Origin of the sequence: Streptomyces sp. NBC_00557 (genome assembly GCF_036345995.1) — a bacterium.
Taxonomy (GTDB): Bacteria; Actinomycetota; Actinomycetes; order Streptomycetales; family Streptomycetaceae; genus Streptomyces.
In genome coordinates this window covers 3,612,137-3,630,700 of record NZ_CP107796.1, presented here as the reverse complement: position 1 = coordinate 3,630,700, position 18,564 = coordinate 3,612,137, and the positions used below count along the sequence as shown (strand labels likewise).

Here is an 18,564-nt window from a genome sequence, read left to right as displayed (position 1 = left end):
GTACGAATTAAAAGAGCTCAAGCTTCAGGAAGGGGCCCTGTGCCGCCGCCTACGGTCGCACGGGTGATGAGCAGTAGCCCGGAGACCACCGTCCGCACCACCGGCGCGCACCGGGCGCGCGGGGAGGCGCGTGAAGCACGAGCGGCGCGGAAGGGGCGCGAAGAAGCAGAGGCCCGCGAGGCCGGCGAGAGACGCGACCGAGCCGCCGCGCGCACCATCGCCCAGCAGCCGCCCGCGCGCTACGAGCCGTACCTGGACGGACTGTTCACCTACTGTCTGTCGGTGCTGTGCGACCACGACGCCGCCACGGCCGCCCTCGGCGACGTGCTCGCCCTGGCCGAACGGCGCGGACACCGCGCCCCGGAGAGCGTAGGCGACCGCAGGGCCTGGCTGTACGCGCTGGCCCGCTGGGCGTGCCTGCGCAAGCTGGCCGAGGCCAAGCAGAAACGTCAGGCCACCCACGCGGCCGGCCGCCCCGCCGGCTCGCGCGAGACCCCCGAGCCGCCCGTCTCCCCCGAGACCCAGGAGCGGCGCCGCCGCGAACTCGCCCTGCTGGCCTGGCCGGAGGCGGCCGGTACCACCCCCGAGCAGCGCGAGGCCCTGGAGCTGGCCGTCCGCCACCACCTGGCCGCGCACGAGGTCGCCGCCGTCCTCGGCATCGAACCGGCGGCCGCGCGCGAACTGCTGGCCTCCGGCGCCTGCGAGGTCGAGCGCACCCGCGCGGCCCTCGCCGTCGTGGAGACCGGCGGCTGTCCCGCTGTGGCCCATCTCACCGGTGACAGCGGGCTCGTCCTCAGCACCGCCCTGCGCCGCGAACTGGTCCGGCACGTCGACGACTGCCCGCGCTGCCGCCGCACCGCCGAGCGCGCCGTCCCCGGCCGCTGGCCCGGCGCCACGGTCACCCCCGCCGAACTGCCCGTCCTGGAAGCGCCCCGCGCGGAGCTGCACGTCGCGCTCGCACACCACCCACGCGCGCGTGGCGCGGCGGCGCCCCGCTTCGACCGGCGCGGCTTCCCGATGGACCCCAAGGACCGCGCGGCCCGCCGCGACCGGCTACGCGCGCGTGCGGTGACGACGACGGTCGTCGCCACGGTCGTCGCCGCGCCCGTCCTGGCCCTGTGGGCCGCCTACCGGGGCGCGCCCACGGCGGACGGCGGCGGCCCCTCCTCCACCGCGCGCGCGTCCCAGGGCCACGACGTCCTGCACAGCGACACGGCCGGCGGCTACGAGAACGCCGGGAACGCGAGCGTGAAGCCCGGCGTGCGCGTCGGCAAGGACGGCAAGGCGGACGTCTCCGTGGAGGTCGTCAGCGTGTCCGGAGCGGGCGCGAAGGGCGCCGGACACCTCACGGTCGGCGCCGCGAACGACGGCGACACCACCCTGATCACCCTCACCGCGTCCGGCTCCGCCCCGGTCCGCTGGTCCGCGGCCACCTCGGCGCCGTGGCTCTACCTCAGCCAGTCCACGGGAACCCTCGGCCCCGGCGACACGTTGACGATCAAGGTGTACGTCGACCACCTCCGCGAGCCCTCCGGCCCCTGGCACGCGCAGGTGGCGGTCTCCCCGGCCGGCGCGGTGGTCATCATCGACGGCTACGGCACGGCCCCCTCCCACCACCCCACCCCGCCACCGAGCACGGCCGCTCCGACACCGCCGAGCACTCCGCCGACGGACCCCCCGTCGACGACCCCGTCCGACCCGACCCCACCCCCCACCGACTCCCCGTCCCCGTCCGACCCGACCCCGACGCCGACACCGTCCACGCCTCCCTCATCGGGGGGCGACAGCGAGACGCCGAGCCCGTCCGGGGGGTGAGACCGGCTGGGGCGGATGCGTGGACGGGCGATCGGCGGATCCGTGTTGGGCGCGGGGCGACCGGGGACCGGGGCCGGCACGGATACCGCAGGCCGGCTCGGATCCGGCGCCCGCCCGCCCGCGCCGCCCGCGGCGCCGGCTCTGCCGGCCCCATGCGCCGCGACCGCCGCCTACGGCGCCGGGTCTGCCGGGTGCGGCGCGACCAGCGGCAGCTGCGAGGCCAGGCGCTGTTCGCACAGTTCGACCAGGCGGTCGTAACCGGCCTTGCCCATCAGCTCGGTCAGTTCCGCGCGGTAGGAGACGTACACCGGCTCGCCCGCGCCGTGCGCCGACGTCGCCGAGGTGCACCACCAGTGCAGGTCGTGGCCGCCCGGACCCCAGCCCCGGCGGTCGTACTCGCCGATCGAGATCTGGAGCACACGCGTGTCGTCGGGGCGGTCGATCCAGTCGTACGTCCGCCGGATCGGCAGCTGCCAGCACACGTCCGGCTTGGTCTCCAGCGGCTCCCGGCCCTCCCGCAGCGCGAGGATGTGCAGGGAACAGCCCGCGCCGCCGGCGAACCCCGGCCGGTTCTGGAAGATGCACGAGCCCTGGAAGGGACGGGTCTGCCGGGAGCCCTCGTCGTCCTCGGACACCCAGCCGTTCCGGGTGCCCTCGTCATGGTGCTGCCAGATCTCCGGCGTGAGCCGCGCCACATGCTCGGCGACCCTCTTCTCGTCGTCCTCGTCGGAGAAGTGCGCGCCCAGCGAGCAGCACCCGTCGTCCGCGCGGCCCGCCTGGATGCCCTGGCAGCCGCTGCCGAAGATGCAGTTCCAGCGGGAGGTCAGCCATGTCAGATCACAGCGGAAGACCTGCTCGTCGTCCGCGGGATCCGGAAACTCCACCCACGCGCGCGCGAAGTCGAGCCCCTTCTCGTCGCTCACCTGCGGCGCCTTCCCGGGTCCCTTGGCAGCTTTGTCGGTCTTGGAAGCCTTGTCCGACTTGGCCTTTTTCGTCTTTGGCACCCGTCCAGGGTAAGTGGCCAGGCCCCGTTCCGGGGACCGCCGACGGACGATCTGGCAGTAGCGTTCCGTACATGAGACTCGGTGTCCTGGACGTGGGTTCGAACACGGTGCATCTGCTGGTGGTGGACGCCCACCCCGGCGCGCGCCCGCTGCCCGCGCATTCGCACAAGGCCGAACTGCGGCTCGCCCAACTGCTCGACGACAGCGGTGCCATCGACGACACCGGCATCGAGAAACTGGTCGCCGTCGTCCAGGACGCGCTCCAGGCCGCCGAGGACAAGGGCGTCGAGGACCTGCTGCCGTTCGCGACCTCCGCCGTCCGGGAGGCCACCAACGCCGACGACGTCCTCGCGCGCGTGGCCGACGAGACCGGCGTACGACTCCAGGTCCTCTCCGGCGCGGAGGAGGCCCGCCTCACCTTCCTCGCGGTCCGCCGCTGGTTCGGCTGGTCCGCCGGAAAGCTGCTCGTCCTGGACATCGGCGGCGGCTCCCTCGAGATCGCCTACGGCATGGACGAGGAGCCGGACACCGCCGTCTCCCTGCCGCTCGGCGCCGGCCGCCTCACCGCGGCCTGGCTGCCCGGCGACCCGCCCTCACCCGAGGACGTACGCGCCCTGCGCCGCCACGTCCGTGCGGAGATCGCGCGCACGGTCGGCGAGTTCAGCCGCTTCGGCGCCCCCGACCACGTGGTCGCCACGTCCAAGACCTTCAAGCAGCTCGCACGCATCGCCGGGGCCGCCCGCAGCGCCGAGGGCCTCTACGTCCAGCGCGAACTCAAGCGCGAGTCCCTGGAGGCCTGGGTTCCGCGTCTGGCCGGCATGACGGTGGAGCAGCGCGCCGAGCTCCCCGGTGTGTCCGAGGGCCGAGCGGGCCAGCTGGTGGCGGGCGCCCTGGTCGCCGAGGCCGCGATGGATCTGTTCGGCGTGGAGAAGCTGGAGATCTGCCCCTGGGCGCTGCGCGAAGGCGTCATCCTCCGGCGCCTTGATCACATGGGGTCCGATTAGCGCCCGAGGGCTCGGGGCCGGCATCGACACGCGGCTCCGCCGCGCGGGCGTCGAGAAGCGACCACGCGGCCGCACCCGCAGAATGGCAAACCTCACAACGGCGAATAGGCACCCGACACCTCCACCACCCAACGCCGTAAGGTGACGCACGTGGCTGAACCAAGGGACGTCTCCGTCGCGCTGTCGACGGCCTCCGTATACCCGGAGTCCACCGCGACGGCCTTCGAGATCGCCGCGCGCCTCGGCTACGACGGCGTCGAGGTCATGGTGTGGACCGACCCGGTGAGCCAGGACATCGAGGCGCTGCGCCGCCTGTCGGACTACCACGGCATCCCGGTCCTGGCCGTCCACGCGCCCTGTCTGCTGATCACCCAGCGGGTCTGGTCGACGGACCCCTGGGTCAAGCTGCAGCGCGCCCGGGCGGCCGCCGAGAAGCTAGGCGCCTCCACCGTCGTCGTCCACCCGCCCTTCCGGTGGCAGCGGCAGTACGCGCGCGACTTCGTCACCGGGATCTGGCGGATGGCGGACGAGACGGACGTGCGGTTCGCCGTCGAGAACATGTACCCGTGGCGGTACCGCGACCGCGAGATGCTCGCCTACGCACCGGACTGGGACGTCACCCGGCACGACTACCGGCACTTCACGATCGATCTCAGCCACGCGGCGACGGCCCGCACGGATGCCCTGGAGATGATCGGCCGCATGGGCGACCGGCTCGGCCACGTCCACCTGGCCGACGGCCGGGGCTCCGCCAAGGACGAGCACCTGGTGCCCGGCCGCGGCACCCAGCCCTGCGCCGAGGTGCTGGAACACCTGACCGCGTCCGGGTTCGACGGCCATGTCGTCATCGAGGTCAACACCCGGCGGGCGATGTCCGGCGCCGAACGCGAGGCCGACCTCGCCGAGGCCCTGGCCTTCACCCGCAAGCACCTGTCGTCGGCGGCCCGGGTGCGCCGGCCATGAACGGCGACGCACCACCGGCCCACGACCGCAGCGGCCCCCCGCACAGCGATCCCGCCGGCACCCGCGACGGCCGCAGGTCCCCGCGCAGGGAGTCCGCCGCCGTGGCCGACGACGCCCAGCCCGCGCGCGGCCGCGGCAGGTCCCCGCGCACGGAGCCGCCCGCTGCGCCCGGCGATGCCCAGACGGCCCGCGACCGCGGCAGGTCCCCGCAGAGGGAGCCCGCCGGCACCCGGGACGGCCGCAGGTCCCCGCGCACGGAGCCGCCCGCCGTGCCCGGCGACGCTCAGCCCGCGTGCGACCCGGGCAGGCCCCCGCGCACCGAGCCGGCCGCCGTGGCCGGTGACCCGCAGCCTTCCCGTCGCCGTGGCAGGCCCCCGCGCACCGAGTCCGCCGACACCCGCGACCGCATCCTCGCCGCCGCCCGCGAGGAGTTCTCCGAGCGCGGATACGAGAAGACGTCCGTGCGCGGCATCGCCAAGGCGGCCGGTGTCGACTCCGCGCTGGTCCACCACTACTTCGGCACCAAGGAGCAGGTCTTCGAGGCGGCGATCGCGGTGGCCTTCGCGCCCGCGCTCAACGCCCCCGAGGCCCTGGCCGCCGGCCCCGTCGACGGGGTGGGGGAGCGGCTGACCCGCTTCGTCTTCGGCGTCTGGGAGAACCCCACGACCCGTACGCCGCTCCTCGCGATCCTCCGCTCCGCGGTCAACAACGACACCGCCGCCGCCGTCTTCCGCCGGCTCGTCGCCTCCCAGCTGCTGCGCCGCATCGCCGCCCAGCTGGACCTGCCCGACGCCGAGCTGCGCGCCGAGCTGGCAGCCGCCCAGCTGGTGGGTACGGCGATGATGCGGTACGTCGTCAAGCTGGAGCCGCTGGCGTCCGCCGACCTGGAGCAGATCATCGCGCGCGTCGCGCCGGTCGTACAGCACCACCTGACCAGCACCTGAGCCGCGCTGCGGGGTCGCGTGCCGCCGAGACGGCCGTCCCGCATTCCGGACAGCCGTGTCCAGCCTTTGGAGCACCGGCGTACGCTCGGAGACAACCAGAATTGTCTGGCAGATCTTCGAAGGAGCGAGCGACGATGCCCGAGCTGAGGTCCCGCACAGTCACCCACGGCCGCAACATGGCGGGCGCCCGCGCCCTTATGCGCGCCTCCGGTGTACCGGGTGCGGACATCGGCCGGAAGCCGATCATCGCCGTCGCCAACTCCTTCACCGAGTTCGTCCCCGGCCACACGCATCTGCAGCCGGTCGGCCGGATCGTCTCCGAGGCGATCACGGAGGCGGGCGGCATCCCGCGCGAGTTCAACACCATCGCGGTCGACGACGGCATCGCCATGGGCCACGGCGGCATGCTCTACTCGCTGCCCTCCCGCGACCTGATCGCGGACAGCGTCGAGTACATGGTCGAGGCCCACTGCGCCGACGCCCTGGTCTGCATCTCCAACTGCGACAAGATCACGCCGGGCATGCTGCTGGCCGCCCTGCGCCTGAACATCCCGACGGTCTTCGTCTCCGGCGGCCCGATGGAGTCCGGCCGGGCCACCCTGGTCGACGGCACGGTCCGCACCCTCGACCTGGTCGACGCGATCTCCGACGCCGTCAACGACAAGATCTCCGACGAGGACATCCTCCGCATCGAGGAGAACGCCTGCCCGACCTGCGGCAGCTGTTCCGGCATGTTCACCGCCAACTCGATGAACTGCCTGACCGAGGCCATCGGCCTCTCCCTCCCCGGCAACGGCTCGGTCCTCGCCACGCACACCGCGCGCAAGCAGCTCTACGTCGACGCGGCCCGCACGGTCATGGACCTCACCCGGCGCTACTACGAGCAGGACGACGACTCGGTCCTGCCGCGCAGCATCGCCACCTTCCAGGCCTTCGAGAACGCCATGGCCCTGGACATCGCGATGGGCGGCTCCACCAACACGATCCTGCACCTGCTGGCCGCCGCCCAGGAGGCGGGCGTCCCCTTCGGCCTGGAGCAGATCGACGCCGTCTCCCGCCGGGTCCCGTGCCTGGCCAAGGTCGCTCCGAACGTGGCGAAGAACCGCACGTACTACATGGAGGACGTGCACCGCGCCGGCGGCATCCCGGCCCTGCTCGGCGAACTGCACCGCGCCGGCCTGCTCAACGAGGACGTGCACGCCGTCCACAGCCCGTCCCTGGCCGACTGGCTCAAGACCTGGGACGTGCGCGGCGGCTCCCCGTCCCCCGAGGCGGTCGAACTGTGGCACGCGGCCCCCGGCTGCAAGCGCTCCGCCGAGGCCTTCTCCCAGTCCGAGCGCTGGGAGGCCCTGGACGACGACGCCGAGAACGGCTGCATCCGCTCCGTCGAGCACGCCTACTCCAAGGACGGCGGCCTGGCGGTCCTCAAGGGCAACCTGGCGGTCGACGGCTGCGTCGTGAAGACGGCCGGGGTCGACGAGTCCATCTGGACCTTCGAGGGCCCGGCGGTGGTCTGCGAGTCCCAGGAGGAGGCCGTCCAGCGGATCCTCACCCAGGAGGTCAAGGACGGCGACGTCGTCGTCATCCGCTACGAGGGCCCCAAGGGCGGCCCCGGCATGCAGGAGATGCTCTACCCGACCTCGTACCTGAAGGGCCGCGGCCTCGGCAAGACCTGCGCGCTGATCACCGACGGCCGCTTCTCCGGCGGCACCTCCGGCCTGTCCATCGGCCACGCCTCCCCGGAAGCGGCCTCCGGCGGCACCATCGCCCTCGTCCAGGACGGCGACCGCATCCGCATCGACATCCCGAACCGCACGATCGAACTCCTCGTCGACGAGGCCGAACTGGCCCGCCGCGAGCAGGCCCTGAACGGCGTGTACGCCCCGAAGAACCGCGACCGCAAGGTCTCCGCCGCCCTCCGCGCCTACGCCGCGATGGCGACCAGCGCCGACAAGGGCGCGGTCCGGGACGTCACCAAGCTGGGCTGAGCCCGCACCCGATCCACACCGAGAAGGGGCCGCCTCCCGCGGGCGGCCCCTTTTCCGTGTCACCAGCCTGCGGGGTCCCGCGCGGAGACGGCGAAGACGGTGCCGTCGGGGGCGGTGGCGTAGACGCGGGAGCCGATGAGCAGCGGGGCCGGCACGACTCCCGCGACCCGGCCCGCGTTCGTGCCGAGCCGCGGCGGTGTCTGCCCCACCAGGCTTCCGTCGCGTGCGTCGAAGGCGAGCAGGCGCCCGTCCGGCGCGGTGAAGTAGACGTGGTCCGCTGAGGCGACCGGCACCGAGCCACGGGTGACGGACGTCTCGACGTGCCACAGCCGTGAGCCGGTGCGGAGGTCCAGGGCGTCCAGCGAGCCGCCGGTCGCCAGCAGGTGCACGACATCGCCGCGCACGGTGGCCTGGGGTGCCGTCAGCGGAACGGACAGAGCGACACGGCGTACGGCCTTCGCGCCCGGCTTCGAGCCCGGTGCATACCGGACGACGGCGTTCGCGTCCCCGGAGACGGGGTCGAAGACCAGCAGGAACAGGGAACCGCGCCGGCTGCCGATGGGCTGCAGCGAACCCTCCAGCCGCGCCTCCCAGCGCGCGGTGCCGGTGCGCGGGTCCAGGGCGGTGACCCGCGTGGACGCCCCGTCCGCCGACGTGCTCGTCGCATAGGCCAGGGAATCGCCGTCGTAGTGCGCCAGAAAGGGCGTGCCGGTCCCGGACACCCGTCGGCGCCACATGGTGTCTCCCGACGCCCCGGCCACCCCGGTGACCGTCCCGTCCGTGCCGGATACAAGGAGCACGGACCCGGCGCACCGGATCCCCGTGTGCGGGGGCATCTCCCGCTGCCAGCGCGGCCTGCCCGAGGCGGGCTCCAGCGCCACCACACGCCGGCCGCCCTCCGTCGGCAGCAACAGCAGGCCGCTCGAGAAGGCCAGAGCGTCGCTGGTGCGTTCGTCGGCGACCAGGCGCCGCCACAGGAGCGAACCGCGGACGGGATCGAGAGCGAACGCCAGACCGGACCGGACGCAGAGCAGCTTCCCGGCTCCCTCGACGCATTGCGGCATCCCGGAGCCCGTCGCGCTCGGCTTCGCCCGCCACGCGGCGAACCCGGAGGAGACGGTGCGGACGCCGGTGTGCTGGGCCGGAGGACCTTTTTCACCCCCCGGCCACAGCAGCGCGGTGAACACACCGGCCAGGGCGAGGGCGAGCGCCCCGGCGCCGAGGGCCGCACGCCTGCCGAAGCGCCTGCGCCGTGCGGGCGTCGGCTCGGCACCGGCGGGATCCCGCGCCGGCTCGGCGCCGGCGGGCTCCAGTGACGGCACGTCGTCCCCGGTGCGCTGCGCCGGTATGAACGCCTGCGTGTCGTACGAGGCCGCCACCGACCGCAGTTCCCGCATGAGTTCGTCGGGCGTCGGCCGCTCCGCGGGCTCCTTGGCGAGACACCGCAGCACCAGCGGCGCGAGGTTCTCCGGTACCCCGGTCAGATCCGGCTCGTCGTGCACGACCTGGTACGCGACGACATACGGGCTGTCGGAGTCGAACGGCCCCCGCCCGGTCGCCGCGTGCACCATCACCGAGCCGAGCGCGAAGATGTCCGCCGCCGGCCCCACTTCGCGCGGCCGCCGGAACTGCTCGGGCGCCATGAAGGGCGGCGTGCCGATCAACTTGCCCGTCTCGGTACGCAGTTCGCTGTCCGTCGGCCGGGAGATGCCGAAGTCGATGACCTTCGGCCCGTCCTCGGCCAGCAGCACGTTGCTCGGTTTGAGGTCCCGGTGCACGACCCCGACCCGATGGATGTCACGCAACGCCTCGGCGAGCCCGGCCATGAGCCGCCGCAGTTGGGCCGCCGACATCGGACCGTTCCGCTTCACCTGCTCCGAGAGCGTCGGACCGGGAATGAACAGCGTGGCCATCCACGGCCGTCCGGCTTCCGGGTCGGCGTCCACGACGGGCGCGGTGAAGGCGCCGCTCACCCTGCGGGCCGCAGCCACCTCCTGCCGGAAACGGGCCCTGAACTCGGGATCTTTCGCGAACTCCGCGTGTACGACCTTCACCGCGAGCTTCAGCCCGGAGGTGCTGCGGGCCAGATGCACCACACCCATGCCACCGGACCCCAGACAGGACTCCAGGAGGTACTGACCGGCGTACTCCGGAAGTTCCGCTTCCGCGCCCGCCCCGGGCCTGTGCTGTGGCGTCATGGACCACCCCCGTGCTGTTCGTCCGCGCGCGCGACGCACGGAGCCTAGTCGATGACTCGTGCGAGACAGAGGCGGCTTGCTAGCCTGCGCGCGCGAGTTGCGCACACGCGTTTCTTCACAACACGGGGGAGGACCGTCATGTCTGTCGAACACGCGGAAACCGCGAGCGGCGGCGAGAACGAGGCGCTCACAGCGGAGTCTGCCGTACGCACCTACCCGGTCGCCCCGGGCGTCCGCCTGAACGTCCGCAGCGGCCCCGGCACCAACTACAGCATCATCCGGGTCCTCACCGAGGGCACCCGCGTACCGATCTTCTGCCAGTCCCCGGGTACGACGGTGACGGGTCCCTACGGCACGTCGAACATCTGGGACAACATCAACAACGGCGAGTACGTCTCCGACGCCTACGTCCAGACCGGCAGCGACGGCTACGTCGCCTCCCGCTGCGCCTGACGCCCGTCCCACCCGGAGCCCGCCCCCGCCGAGCCGAGCGCCATAATCGTCCCGTGAGCGACGAGAACGGCACCCCGGACACCCCGGCGGGCTCCGCGGGCGGTACGGCCCAGGGCGGCGGACCCCGCCCCGAGCCCCTCCGCTTCTTCGGCACCACCTGGGTGCACCACGACCACGGCTACGCGGCCCGCCGCGCCGGCGTCGCCGTCGGCTCCCTCGCCGCCGCCGTCGTCTCCTGCCTCGTCCTGCGCTTCGCCTATGAGGGCATCCGGATCGCCGGCACCGGCTCCTTCGTGACCGTGCTGATCATCGCCATGTTCGCGATCTGCAGCGCGCTCGCCTTCCGCAACACCTGGGAGGGCTTCGGCAAGCGCCACGACCCGCAGCGCCAGGCCTCCCTGCGCGGCCTGCTCGCCATCGGCTTCGTCGGCTCCCTCCTCGCCTACTTCTTCCGCTCCCTCACCGAGGCCCCGGGCGAGAAACTCCACCGCGAGGAGTACGACAGGGCCCGCGAGGAGTACGCCCGCCGCTCCTCCCGCCGCACCGGCAACCCGTCGAGGAAGAAGCGCCGGCGGTAGGACACCGGGCGGCCGGGGCCGCAGGCGGGGCGGTGCGCGAAGCATTCGGCCGACCCGCTCGGACCCGAACCGCGCACCGTCGATGCGGATCACGGCCCGCACCGACCCCACTCGTCGTGCCGCACCTCCCCGCGCCCGCCGACGACCCGCCCGACCGGTCGCACCACCACGTCCCCGACGCCCGTGACGCCCCGGCGGCGTCCGCCGCCTCCCCGCCCCGCCCGCCCACGGCGGCCACCTTCCTCCCGGAACTCACCCGCGGAGTAAGCGACTTGGGTCGACGCCCACCGCATCCTCCACGGACGCCGTCCCGCCGCTCACGCGCCCCTGCTCCGTCAATTCGGGACGCCTCACCACCGCCAACGGACGCCAAAACCACTGCCGTCACCACCCCCCACCGGCCGACCATGTCCGTATGACCACGCCACAGCCGCCCTCGCCCTCCCCTTCCTCCTCGCCGTCTCCGGCCTCCTCACCCTCTCCCGCCCTCTCGAACACGGCCCGCGCGCACTCCTTCAACTCCGCCGCCGCCCAGTACGCCGCGAACCGCCCCTCCTACCCGCCCGCCCTCTTCGACGCCGTCGAGGAGCTCGCCGGCCGCTCGCTGTCCGGCGCCAAGGTCGTCGACGTCGGCGCCGGCACCGGCATCGCGACCGCCCTGCTGCACGCCCGCGGCGCCGACGTACTCGCCGTCGAACCCGGCGCGGGCATGGCCGCCGAGTTCCGCCGCGGCCTGCCGCGGCTCCCGATCGTCCGCGGCACCGGCGACGCCCTCCCCGTCGCCGACGCCTCCGCCGACTTCATCACCTACGCCCAGGCCTGGCACTGGACCGACACCGCCCGCTCGGTGCCGGAGGCGCTGCGGGTGCTGCGGCCGGGCGGCGCGCTGGCGCTGTGGTGGAACGGCGACGCCCTGGACGTCGACTGGATCGCCGAGGCCGCCGCCCGTGTCGGCCGCTTCCTGGGCGTGGACGTGGTCGGCCAGAAGCGCGACGCCGGGCGCACGGAACTCGCCGACCCCAGCGGCCGTCTCCGCTTCAGCCGCCGGGAGGTCCGCTGGAGCCGCCGCGTGCCGATCGACACCCACCTCGCCAACATCGGCAGCCACTCGGCCTTCCTCCTCACCCCCGAGGACCGCAGGACCGCCTTCCTGGAGGAGGAGCGTGCCCACCTGCTGAAGGTGTTCCCCGACGGCATCGTCGAGGAGACCTACGACGTACTCCTCCTCGTCGCCCTCAAGCCCCGGCCCGCGCGACAGCCCTGACCCGCGCGACGTCCTGGCATCAGCGGCGGTCGGGTACGTCCCGGCCGCCGCTGCCGTATGCCCGTCCACCGTGACACGGCCCTTGACGTCCGCGGCGTCGGAGCAGATTATTCATCGCATGATGAATTACTCGTCGGAACCACCCCTCGAATCCCCGGGCACCACCACCACGCCCACAACGGCGACCCCGCCGACCACCCCGGCCGTCCACGCCGACGGCCTCACCGTCGTCCGCGGCCCCCGCACCGTCCTGCGCAACCTCCGCTTCACCATCCCGCGCGGCCGGATCACCGGTCTGCTCGGCCCCTCCGGCTGCGGCAAGTCCACCCTCATGCGCGCGATCGTCGGCACCCAGGCCAAGGTCACCGGCACCCTCGACGTCCTCGGCCGCCCGGCCGGCCACCCCACCCTGCGCAGCCGCGTCGGCTACGTCACCCAGGCCCCCTCCGTCTACGACGACCTGACCGTCCGCCAGAACCTCGACTACTTCGCCGCGATCCTCGACCCGGGCCACGCGGCAGCCGAACGCCGGCAGCAAGTCGATCGCGCCCTCGCCGACGTCGACCTCACCAGCCACGCCGACACCCTCGCCGGCAACCTCTCCGGCGGCCAGCGCGGCCGCGTCTCGCTGGCCGTGGCCCTGCTCGGCAGCCCCGAACTCCTCGTCCTGGACGAACCGACCGTCGGCCTCGACCCCGTTCTGCGCCGCGACCTGTGGAACCTCTTCCACGACATCGCGGCCGGCCGCGGCGCCACCCTCCTCATCTCCTCCCACGTCATGGACGAGGCCGAGCGCTGCCACCGCCTGCTGCTCATGCGCGAGGGCGAGATCCTCGCCGAGGACGCACCCGAGGACCTGCGCACCCGCACCGGCGCCGACACCGTCGAGGCCGCCTTCCTCCGCCTCGTCGACGAGGCCGCCGCACACCGCCCCCAGCAGACGACCCGATGAGCCAGCCGAGCCCGACGAGGATGACCCCGATGAGCACGACCGCCCCCGCGACCACCGCCACCGCGCCCACGGGCGCCTTCACCCTCTCCCGCACGACCGCCACCGCCGCCCGGGTGCTGCGCCAGCTCCGGCACGACCCGCGCACCATCGCGCTGATGCTCCTCGTCCCGTGCCTGATGCTCGTCCTGCTGCGCTACGTCTTCGACGCCAGCCCCCGCACCTTCGACAACATCGGCGCCTCCCTGCTCGGCGTCTTCCCGCTGATCACGATGTTCCTGGTCACCTCCATAGCCACCCTGCGCGAACGCACCTCCGGAACCCTCGAACGCCTCCTCGCCATGCCCCTCGGCAAGGCCGACCTCATCGCCGGCTACGCCCTCGCCTTCGGCACGCTGGCCATCGTCCAGTCCGCCCTCGCCACCGGACTCGCCCTGTGGCTGCTCGGCCTCGACGTCACCGGATCCCCCTGGCTGCTGCTCCTCGTCGCCCTCCTCGACGCCCTGCTCGGCACGGCCCTCGGCCTCTTCGTCTCCGCCTTCGCCGCCTCGGAGTTCCAGGCCGTCCAGTTCATGCCCGCGGTGATCTTTCCCCAGCTCCTCCTGTGCGGCCTGTTCACGCCGCGCTCCGAGATGCACCCCGTCCTCACGGCCGTCTCCGACGTGCTGCCCATGTCGTACGCCGTCGACGGCATGAACCAGGTCCTGCACCACACCGACATGACCGCCGCCTTCGTCCGCGACGTCCTGATCGTGGCCGGCTGCGCCCTGCTGGTCCTCGCACTGGGCGCGGCGACCCTGCGACGCCGGACAGCATGAGGAGCGGACCCCGGCCGAAGCGGGCGTCCGCCCAGCGGACAAGGCAGCCGCCCCGCTCCTCACCGGTGCAAAACTGAACCCCATGAGCCAGAAAGTCGCAGTCCTCGGCACCGGCAAGATCGGCGAAGCCCTGCTCAGCGGAATGATCCGGGCCGGCTGGGCCCCCGCCGACCTCCTGGTCACCGCCCGCCGCCCCGAACGAGCCGAAGAACTCCGCGCCCGTTACGGCGTCAGCCCGGTCACCAACACCGAGGCCGCCAAGACCGCCGACACCCTCATCCTCACGGTCAAGCCGCAGGACATGGGCACCCTCCTGGACGAGCTGGCCCCCCACGTCCCCGCCGACCGCCTGGTCATCAGCGGCGCCGCCGGTATCCCCACCTCCTTCTTCGAGGAGCGCCTGGCCGCAGGCACCCCGGTCGTCCGGGTCATGACCAACACCCCCGCCCTCGTCGACGAGGCCATGTCGGTGATCTCCGCCGGCAGCCACGCCACCGAGCAGCACCTCGCGCACGCCGAGGAGATCTTCGGCGCCGTCGGCAAGACGCTCCGCGTGCCCGAGACCCAGCAGGACGCCTGCACCGCCCTGTCCGGCTCCGGTCCCGCGTACTTCTTCTATCTGGTCGAGGCCATGACCGACGCCGGCATCCTGCTCGGCCTGCCCCGCGACAAGGCCCACGACCTCATCGTCCAGTCCGCCATCGGCGCCGCCGTGATGCTCCGCGACAGCGGCGAACACCCCGTCAAGCTCCGCGAGAACGTCACCTCCCCGGCGGGCACGACGATCAACGCCATCCGGGAACTGGAGAACCACGGCGTACGAGCCGCCCTCATCGCCGCTCTCGAAGCCGCCCGCGACCGCAGCCGCGAACTCGCCTCCGGCAAGAAGGACTGACCCGGCGCCGGGGGCGACGGCGTACCGCCGCCCGCCCCCGCACGCCCGGACCAGGCCTCCGCACGCCCGGACCCGCACGGGCCGCCCCGACCGCCCTAACGGCCGGCCGCGCTCAACGCCGTCTCGGACACCGGCGGCAACAACCCGATCGCCCGGTACGCCGCGTCGACGGTCGGCCGGGCCATCGCCCTCGCCTTCTCCGCTCCATCCCGCAGCACCCCCTCCACATAGGCAGGATCGGCGCACAGCTCCCTGTGCCTGGCCTGCACGGGCCTGAGGACCTCCACCACCGCCTCCGCGGTGTCCTTCTTCAAAGCGCCGTACGAGTCGTAAACGGATGCCAGTGACTCAGGGTTCCCGCCCGTGCACGCAGCGAGAATCTCCAGCAGGTTCGCGACCCCCGGTCGGCCCTCCCGGTCGTACTCCACCGCGCGCCCGCTGTCGGTGACGGCCCGCATGACCTTCTTCCGCACGGCGTCCGGCTCGTCCAGCAGATAGACGACGCCCAGCCCCGACTCGTCCGACTTCCCCATCTTGGACGCCGGGTTCTGCAGGTTCATCACGCGCGCCGCGACTGCCGGGCGTGTCGCCTTCGGCACCACGAACGTGTGCCCGAACCGCTGGTTGAACCGCACGGCCAGATCCCGCGCCAGCTCCACGTGCTGCACTTGGTCGTCCCCGACCGGCACCTCGTCCGCGCCGTACCCCAGGATGTCCGCCGCCATCAGCACCGGATACGTCAGCAGCGACAGCCGCACGGTCCCACCGCGCTCCCGCACCTTCGCCGTCTTCTCCTTGTACTGGATCATCCGGCGCATCTCACCGTCGGTCGCCACGCACTCCAGCAGGTACGACAGTCTGGTGTGCTCGTCGACATGACTCTGCAGGAACACGGTGCAGACCTCCGGATCGAGTCCGGCCGCCAGCATCAACGTCGCCGTCTGCCGGCTGAGCCTGAGCAGCCGCGCCGGATCCTGGTCCACCGTCAGCGCGTGCAGGTCCACGACGCAGAACACCGAGTCGGCCTGATGCTGGTCCGTCTCCACCCAGCGCCGCAGCGCTCCCAGATAGTTGCCCAGCGTCAGGTGCCCGGTCGGCTGAACCCCGCTGAAGACCCGCGTCATCTCCACTCCACCTCCTGGTCGGGACCACCGCTCCTGCGGCCGGCCCCCGGAGTCCGGAGGAGATACGAGAACGGCCGCCGAAGCGGCGGCCGTTGGTTGCATACGTGAGTACGGCCGCCGTCAGGCGGCCCACCAAAGCTGGGTACACGTACGCGTCGTCATGCCGAAAAGAGTACGCCCCCGGGGGACGCTCCGCACGGAGTTGACACGCCGTACGCCGATCCGTAAGGTTCTCCGAGTTGTCCGACGTGAGCGCCGACCCCGGTCGGTCCCCGGACAGCCACTCCGCAAGTACCACCCGCAATCGACGCTCCGGCGCCGACTGTTTTGGCGTGCGTATTTGCGGAATGAGGAATCCGCGTTCGAAAGAACGCAGCCCCCGATTCGCTCGGGAGCACGGAATCCGCTAAAGTCTCACTCGTCCGAGCGGCCCAACAGCCGCGAAGACAAACCCCCTGACTGGGAGTCAGACGCCGAAAGGATCTGATAGAGTCGGGACCGCCGGAAAGGAAACCGCGAGAGCGGGAACCTGGAAAGCGCCGAGGAAATCGGATCGGAAAGATCTGATAGAGTCGGAAACACCGAAGGGAAGCGCCCGGAGGAAAGCCCGAGAGGGTGAGTACGAAGGAAGCGACCGTTCCTTGAGAACTCAACAGCGTGCCAAAAGTCAACGCCAGATATGTTGATACCCCGTCTACCGGATTGTTCCGGTGGCGAGGTTCCTTTGAAAAAACACAGCGAGGACGCTGTGAACGGTCGGGCTTATTCCGCCTGACTGTTCCGCTCTCGTGATGTGTCGCCCCGATCACGGGGAAGCATTCACGGAGAGTTTGATCCTGGCTCAGGACGAACGCTGGCGGCGTGCTTAACACATGCAAGTCGAACGATGAACCTCCTTCGGGAGGGGATTAGTGGCGAACGGGTGAGTAACACGTGGGCAATCTGCCCTGCACTCTGGGACAAGCCCTGGAAACGGGGTCTAATACCGGATACGAGTTTCACCGGCATCGGTGATTCTGGAAAGCTCCGGCGGTGCAGGATGAGCCCGCGGCCTATCAGCTTGTTGGTGAGGTAACGGCTCACCAAGGCGACGACGGGTAGCCGGCCTGAGAGGGCGACCGGCCACACTGGGACTGAGACACGGCCCAGACTCCTACGGGAGGCAGCAGTGGGGAATATTGCACAATGGGCGCAAGCCTGATGCAGCGACGCCGCGTGAGGGATGACGGCCTTCGGGTTGTAAACCTCTTTCAGCAGGGAAGAAGCGAAAGTGACGGTACCTGCAGAAGAAGCGCCGGCTAACTACGTGCCAGCAGCCGCGGTAATACGTAGGGCGCAAGCGTTGTCCGGAATTATTGGGCGTAAAGAGCTCGTAGGCGGCTTGTCGCGTCGGTTGTGAAAGCCCGGGGCTTAACCCCGGGTCTGCAGTCGATACGGGCAGGCTAGAGTTCGGTAGGGGAGATCGGAATTCCTGGTGTAGCGGTGAAATGCGCAGATATCAGGAGGAACACCGGTGGCGAAGGCGGATCTCTGGGCCGATACTGACGCTGAGGAGCGAAAGCGTGGGGAGCGAACAGGATTAGATACCCTGGTAGTCCACGCCGTAAACGGTGGGCACTAGGTGTGGGCAACATTCCACGTTGTCCGTGCCGCAGCTAACGCATTAAGTGCCCCGCCTGGGGAGTACGGCCGCAAGGCTAAAACTCAAAGGAATTGACGGGGGCCCGCACAAGCGGCGGAGCATGTGGCTTAATTCGACGCAACGCGAAGAACCTTACCAAGGCTTGACATACACCGGAAAACCCTGGAGACAGGGTCCCCCTTGTGGTCGGTGTACAGGTGGTGCATGGCTGTCGTCAGCTCGTGTCGTGAGATGTTGGGTTAAGTCCCGCAACGAGCGCAACCCTTGTCCCGTGTTGCCAGCAGGCCCTTGTGGTGCTGGGGACTCACGGGAGACCGCCGGGGTCAACTCGGAGGAAGGTGGGGACGACGTCAAGTCATCATGCCCCTTATGTCTTGGGCTGCACACGTGCTACAATGGCCGGTACAAAGAGCTGCGATACCGTGAGGTGGAGCGAATCTCAAAAAGCCGGTCTCAGTTCGGATTGGGGTCTGCAACTCGACCCCATGAAGTCGGAGTCGCTAGTAATCGCAGATCAGCATTGCTGCGGTGAATACGTTCCCGGGCCTTGTACACACCGCCCGTCACGTCACGAAAGTCGGTAACACCCGAAGCCGGTGGCCCAACCCCTTGTGGGAGGGAGCTGTCGAAGGTGGGACTGGCGATTGGGACGAAGTCGTAACAAGGTAGCCGTACCGGAAGGTGCGGCTGGATCACCTCCTTTCTAAGGAGCATCTAGCTGCCGCAAGGCAGCCAGAGCCACTACGCCAGCGAGTGTCTGGCGGTGGTTAGCTCATGGGTGGAACGTTGACTACTCGGCCAGGGTCTCGGGTCGGAGGCTGCTAGTACTGCTCGTAAGGGCGTGGAACGCACGATCTTCGGACGGGTGCTGGTCGGGCACGCTGTTGGGTGTCTGAGGGAATGAAACTTCTCCTCAGTCGCCGGC

At 71.2% G+C, this 18,564-nt stretch carries 14 protein-coding genes and 1 rRNA gene; 12 read left to right on the top strand and 3 right to left on the bottom strand.

Annotation, left to right across the window (positions count from 1 at the left end; translation table 11 throughout):
- The first annotated feature begins 63 nt into the window (after positions 1-63).
- Positions 64-1,815 carry a BACON domain-containing protein gene (locus OG956_RS15490; protein ID WP_330338557.1) on the top strand — a complete coding sequence of 584 codons (1,752 nt, stop codon included), beginning with the start codon at positions 64-66 and terminating at the stop codon, positions 1,813-1,815.
- A 170-nt stretch (positions 1,816-1,985) separates the two neighbouring features.
- Here OG956_RS15490 and OG956_RS15485 read toward each other — a convergent pair whose 3' ends face one another.
- Positions 1,986-2,819 carry a hypothetical protein gene (locus OG956_RS15485; protein ID WP_330338556.1) on the bottom strand — a complete coding sequence of 278 codons (834 nt, stop codon included), beginning with the start codon at positions 2,817-2,819 and terminating at the stop codon, positions 1,986-1,988.
- Between the two features lie 71 nt (positions 2,820-2,890).
- On the opposite strand from OG956_RS15485, the gene OG956_RS15480 reads away from it, so the two are divergent.
- From OG956_RS15480 to ilvD, 4 genes are all read left to right on the top strand, one after another.
- On the top strand, positions 2,891-3,823 hold the full coding sequence (locus OG956_RS15480; RefSeq protein ID WP_330338555.1) for a Ppx/GppA phosphatase family protein: 933 nt from the start codon (positions 2,891-2,893) through the stop codon (positions 3,821-3,823).
- Between the two features lie 150 nt (positions 3,824-3,973).
- Complete coding sequence (locus OG956_RS15475) at positions 3,974-4,786, top strand: sugar phosphate isomerase/epimerase family protein (RefSeq protein WP_330338554.1); 813 nt, start codon at positions 3,974-3,976, stop codon at positions 4,784-4,786.
- A 332-nt stretch (positions 4,787-5,118) separates the two neighbouring features.
- On the top strand, positions 5,119-5,730 hold the full coding sequence (locus tag OG956_RS15470) for a TetR/AcrR family transcriptional regulator (RefSeq protein ID WP_330342848.1): 612 nt from the start codon (positions 5,119-5,121) through the stop codon (positions 5,728-5,730).
- A gap of 134 nt (positions 5,731-5,864) precedes the next feature.
- On the top strand, positions 5,865-7,718 hold the full coding sequence (ilvD, locus tag OG956_RS15465) for a dihydroxy-acid dehydratase (RefSeq protein ID WP_330338553.1): 1,854 nt from the start codon (positions 5,865-5,867) through the stop codon (positions 7,716-7,718).
- 59 nt (positions 7,719-7,777) lie between these two features.
- Here the strand turns inward: ilvD and OG956_RS15460 are convergent, their stop codons facing one another.
- On the bottom strand, positions 7,778-9,916 hold the full coding sequence (locus OG956_RS15460) for a serine/threonine-protein kinase (protein WP_330338552.1): 2,139 nt from the start codon (positions 9,914-9,916) through the stop codon (positions 7,778-7,780).
- Between the two features lie 138 nt (positions 9,917-10,054).
- Between OG956_RS15460 and OG956_RS15455 the strand changes: the two genes are divergently transcribed.
- The 6 genes from OG956_RS15455 to proC all read left to right on the top strand — a co-directional run bounded on the left by OG956_RS15455 (position 10,055) and on the right by proC (position 14,873).
- Positions 10,055-10,369 (top strand): SH3 domain-containing protein, encoded by a 315-nt coding sequence (locus tag OG956_RS15455; protein ID WP_330338551.1) that lies wholly within the window; start codon positions 10,055-10,057, stop codon positions 10,367-10,369.
- A gap of 53 nt (positions 10,370-10,422) precedes the next feature.
- Positions 10,423-10,947, top strand: a complete 525-nt coding sequence (locus OG956_RS15450; protein ID WP_330338550.1) for an EamA/RhaT family transporter — start codon at positions 10,423-10,425, stop codon at positions 10,945-10,947.
- A 415-nt stretch (positions 10,948-11,362) separates the two neighbouring features.
- On the top strand, positions 11,363-12,211 hold the full coding sequence (locus tag OG956_RS15445) for a class I SAM-dependent methyltransferase (protein ID WP_330338549.1): 849 nt from the start codon (positions 11,363-11,365) through the stop codon (positions 12,209-12,211).
- Between the two features lie 118 nt (positions 12,212-12,329).
- A complete protein-coding gene (locus tag OG956_RS15440) occupies positions 12,330-13,163 on the top strand; it encodes an ABC transporter ATP-binding protein (RefSeq protein WP_330338548.1) in 834 nt (277 codons plus the stop codon).
- A gap of 29 nt (positions 13,164-13,192) precedes the next feature.
- Positions 13,193-13,978, top strand: coding sequence for an ABC transporter permease (locus OG956_RS15435; RefSeq protein WP_330338547.1), 786 nt, complete (start codon positions 13,193-13,195; stop codon positions 13,976-13,978).
- An 82-nt stretch (positions 13,979-14,060) separates the two neighbouring features.
- Positions 14,061-14,873: a pyrroline-5-carboxylate reductase gene (gene proC, locus OG956_RS15430; protein WP_330338546.1), complete on the top strand. Its 813-nt coding sequence runs from the start codon at positions 14,061-14,063 to the stop codon at positions 14,871-14,873.
- 95 nt (positions 14,874-14,968) lie between these two features.
- Here proC and trpS read toward each other — a convergent pair whose 3' ends face one another.
- Positions 14,969-15,997, bottom strand: coding sequence for a tryptophan--tRNA ligase (trpS, locus tag OG956_RS15425; protein ID WP_330338545.1), 1,029 nt, complete (start codon positions 15,995-15,997; stop codon positions 14,969-14,971).
- 818 nt (positions 15,998-16,815) lie between these two features.
- Between trpS and OG956_RS15420 the strand changes: the two genes are divergently transcribed.
- A 16S ribosomal RNA gene (locus OG956_RS15420) occupies positions 16,816-18,342 on the top strand.
- The last annotated feature ends 222 nt before the right edge of the window (positions 18,343-18,564 follow it).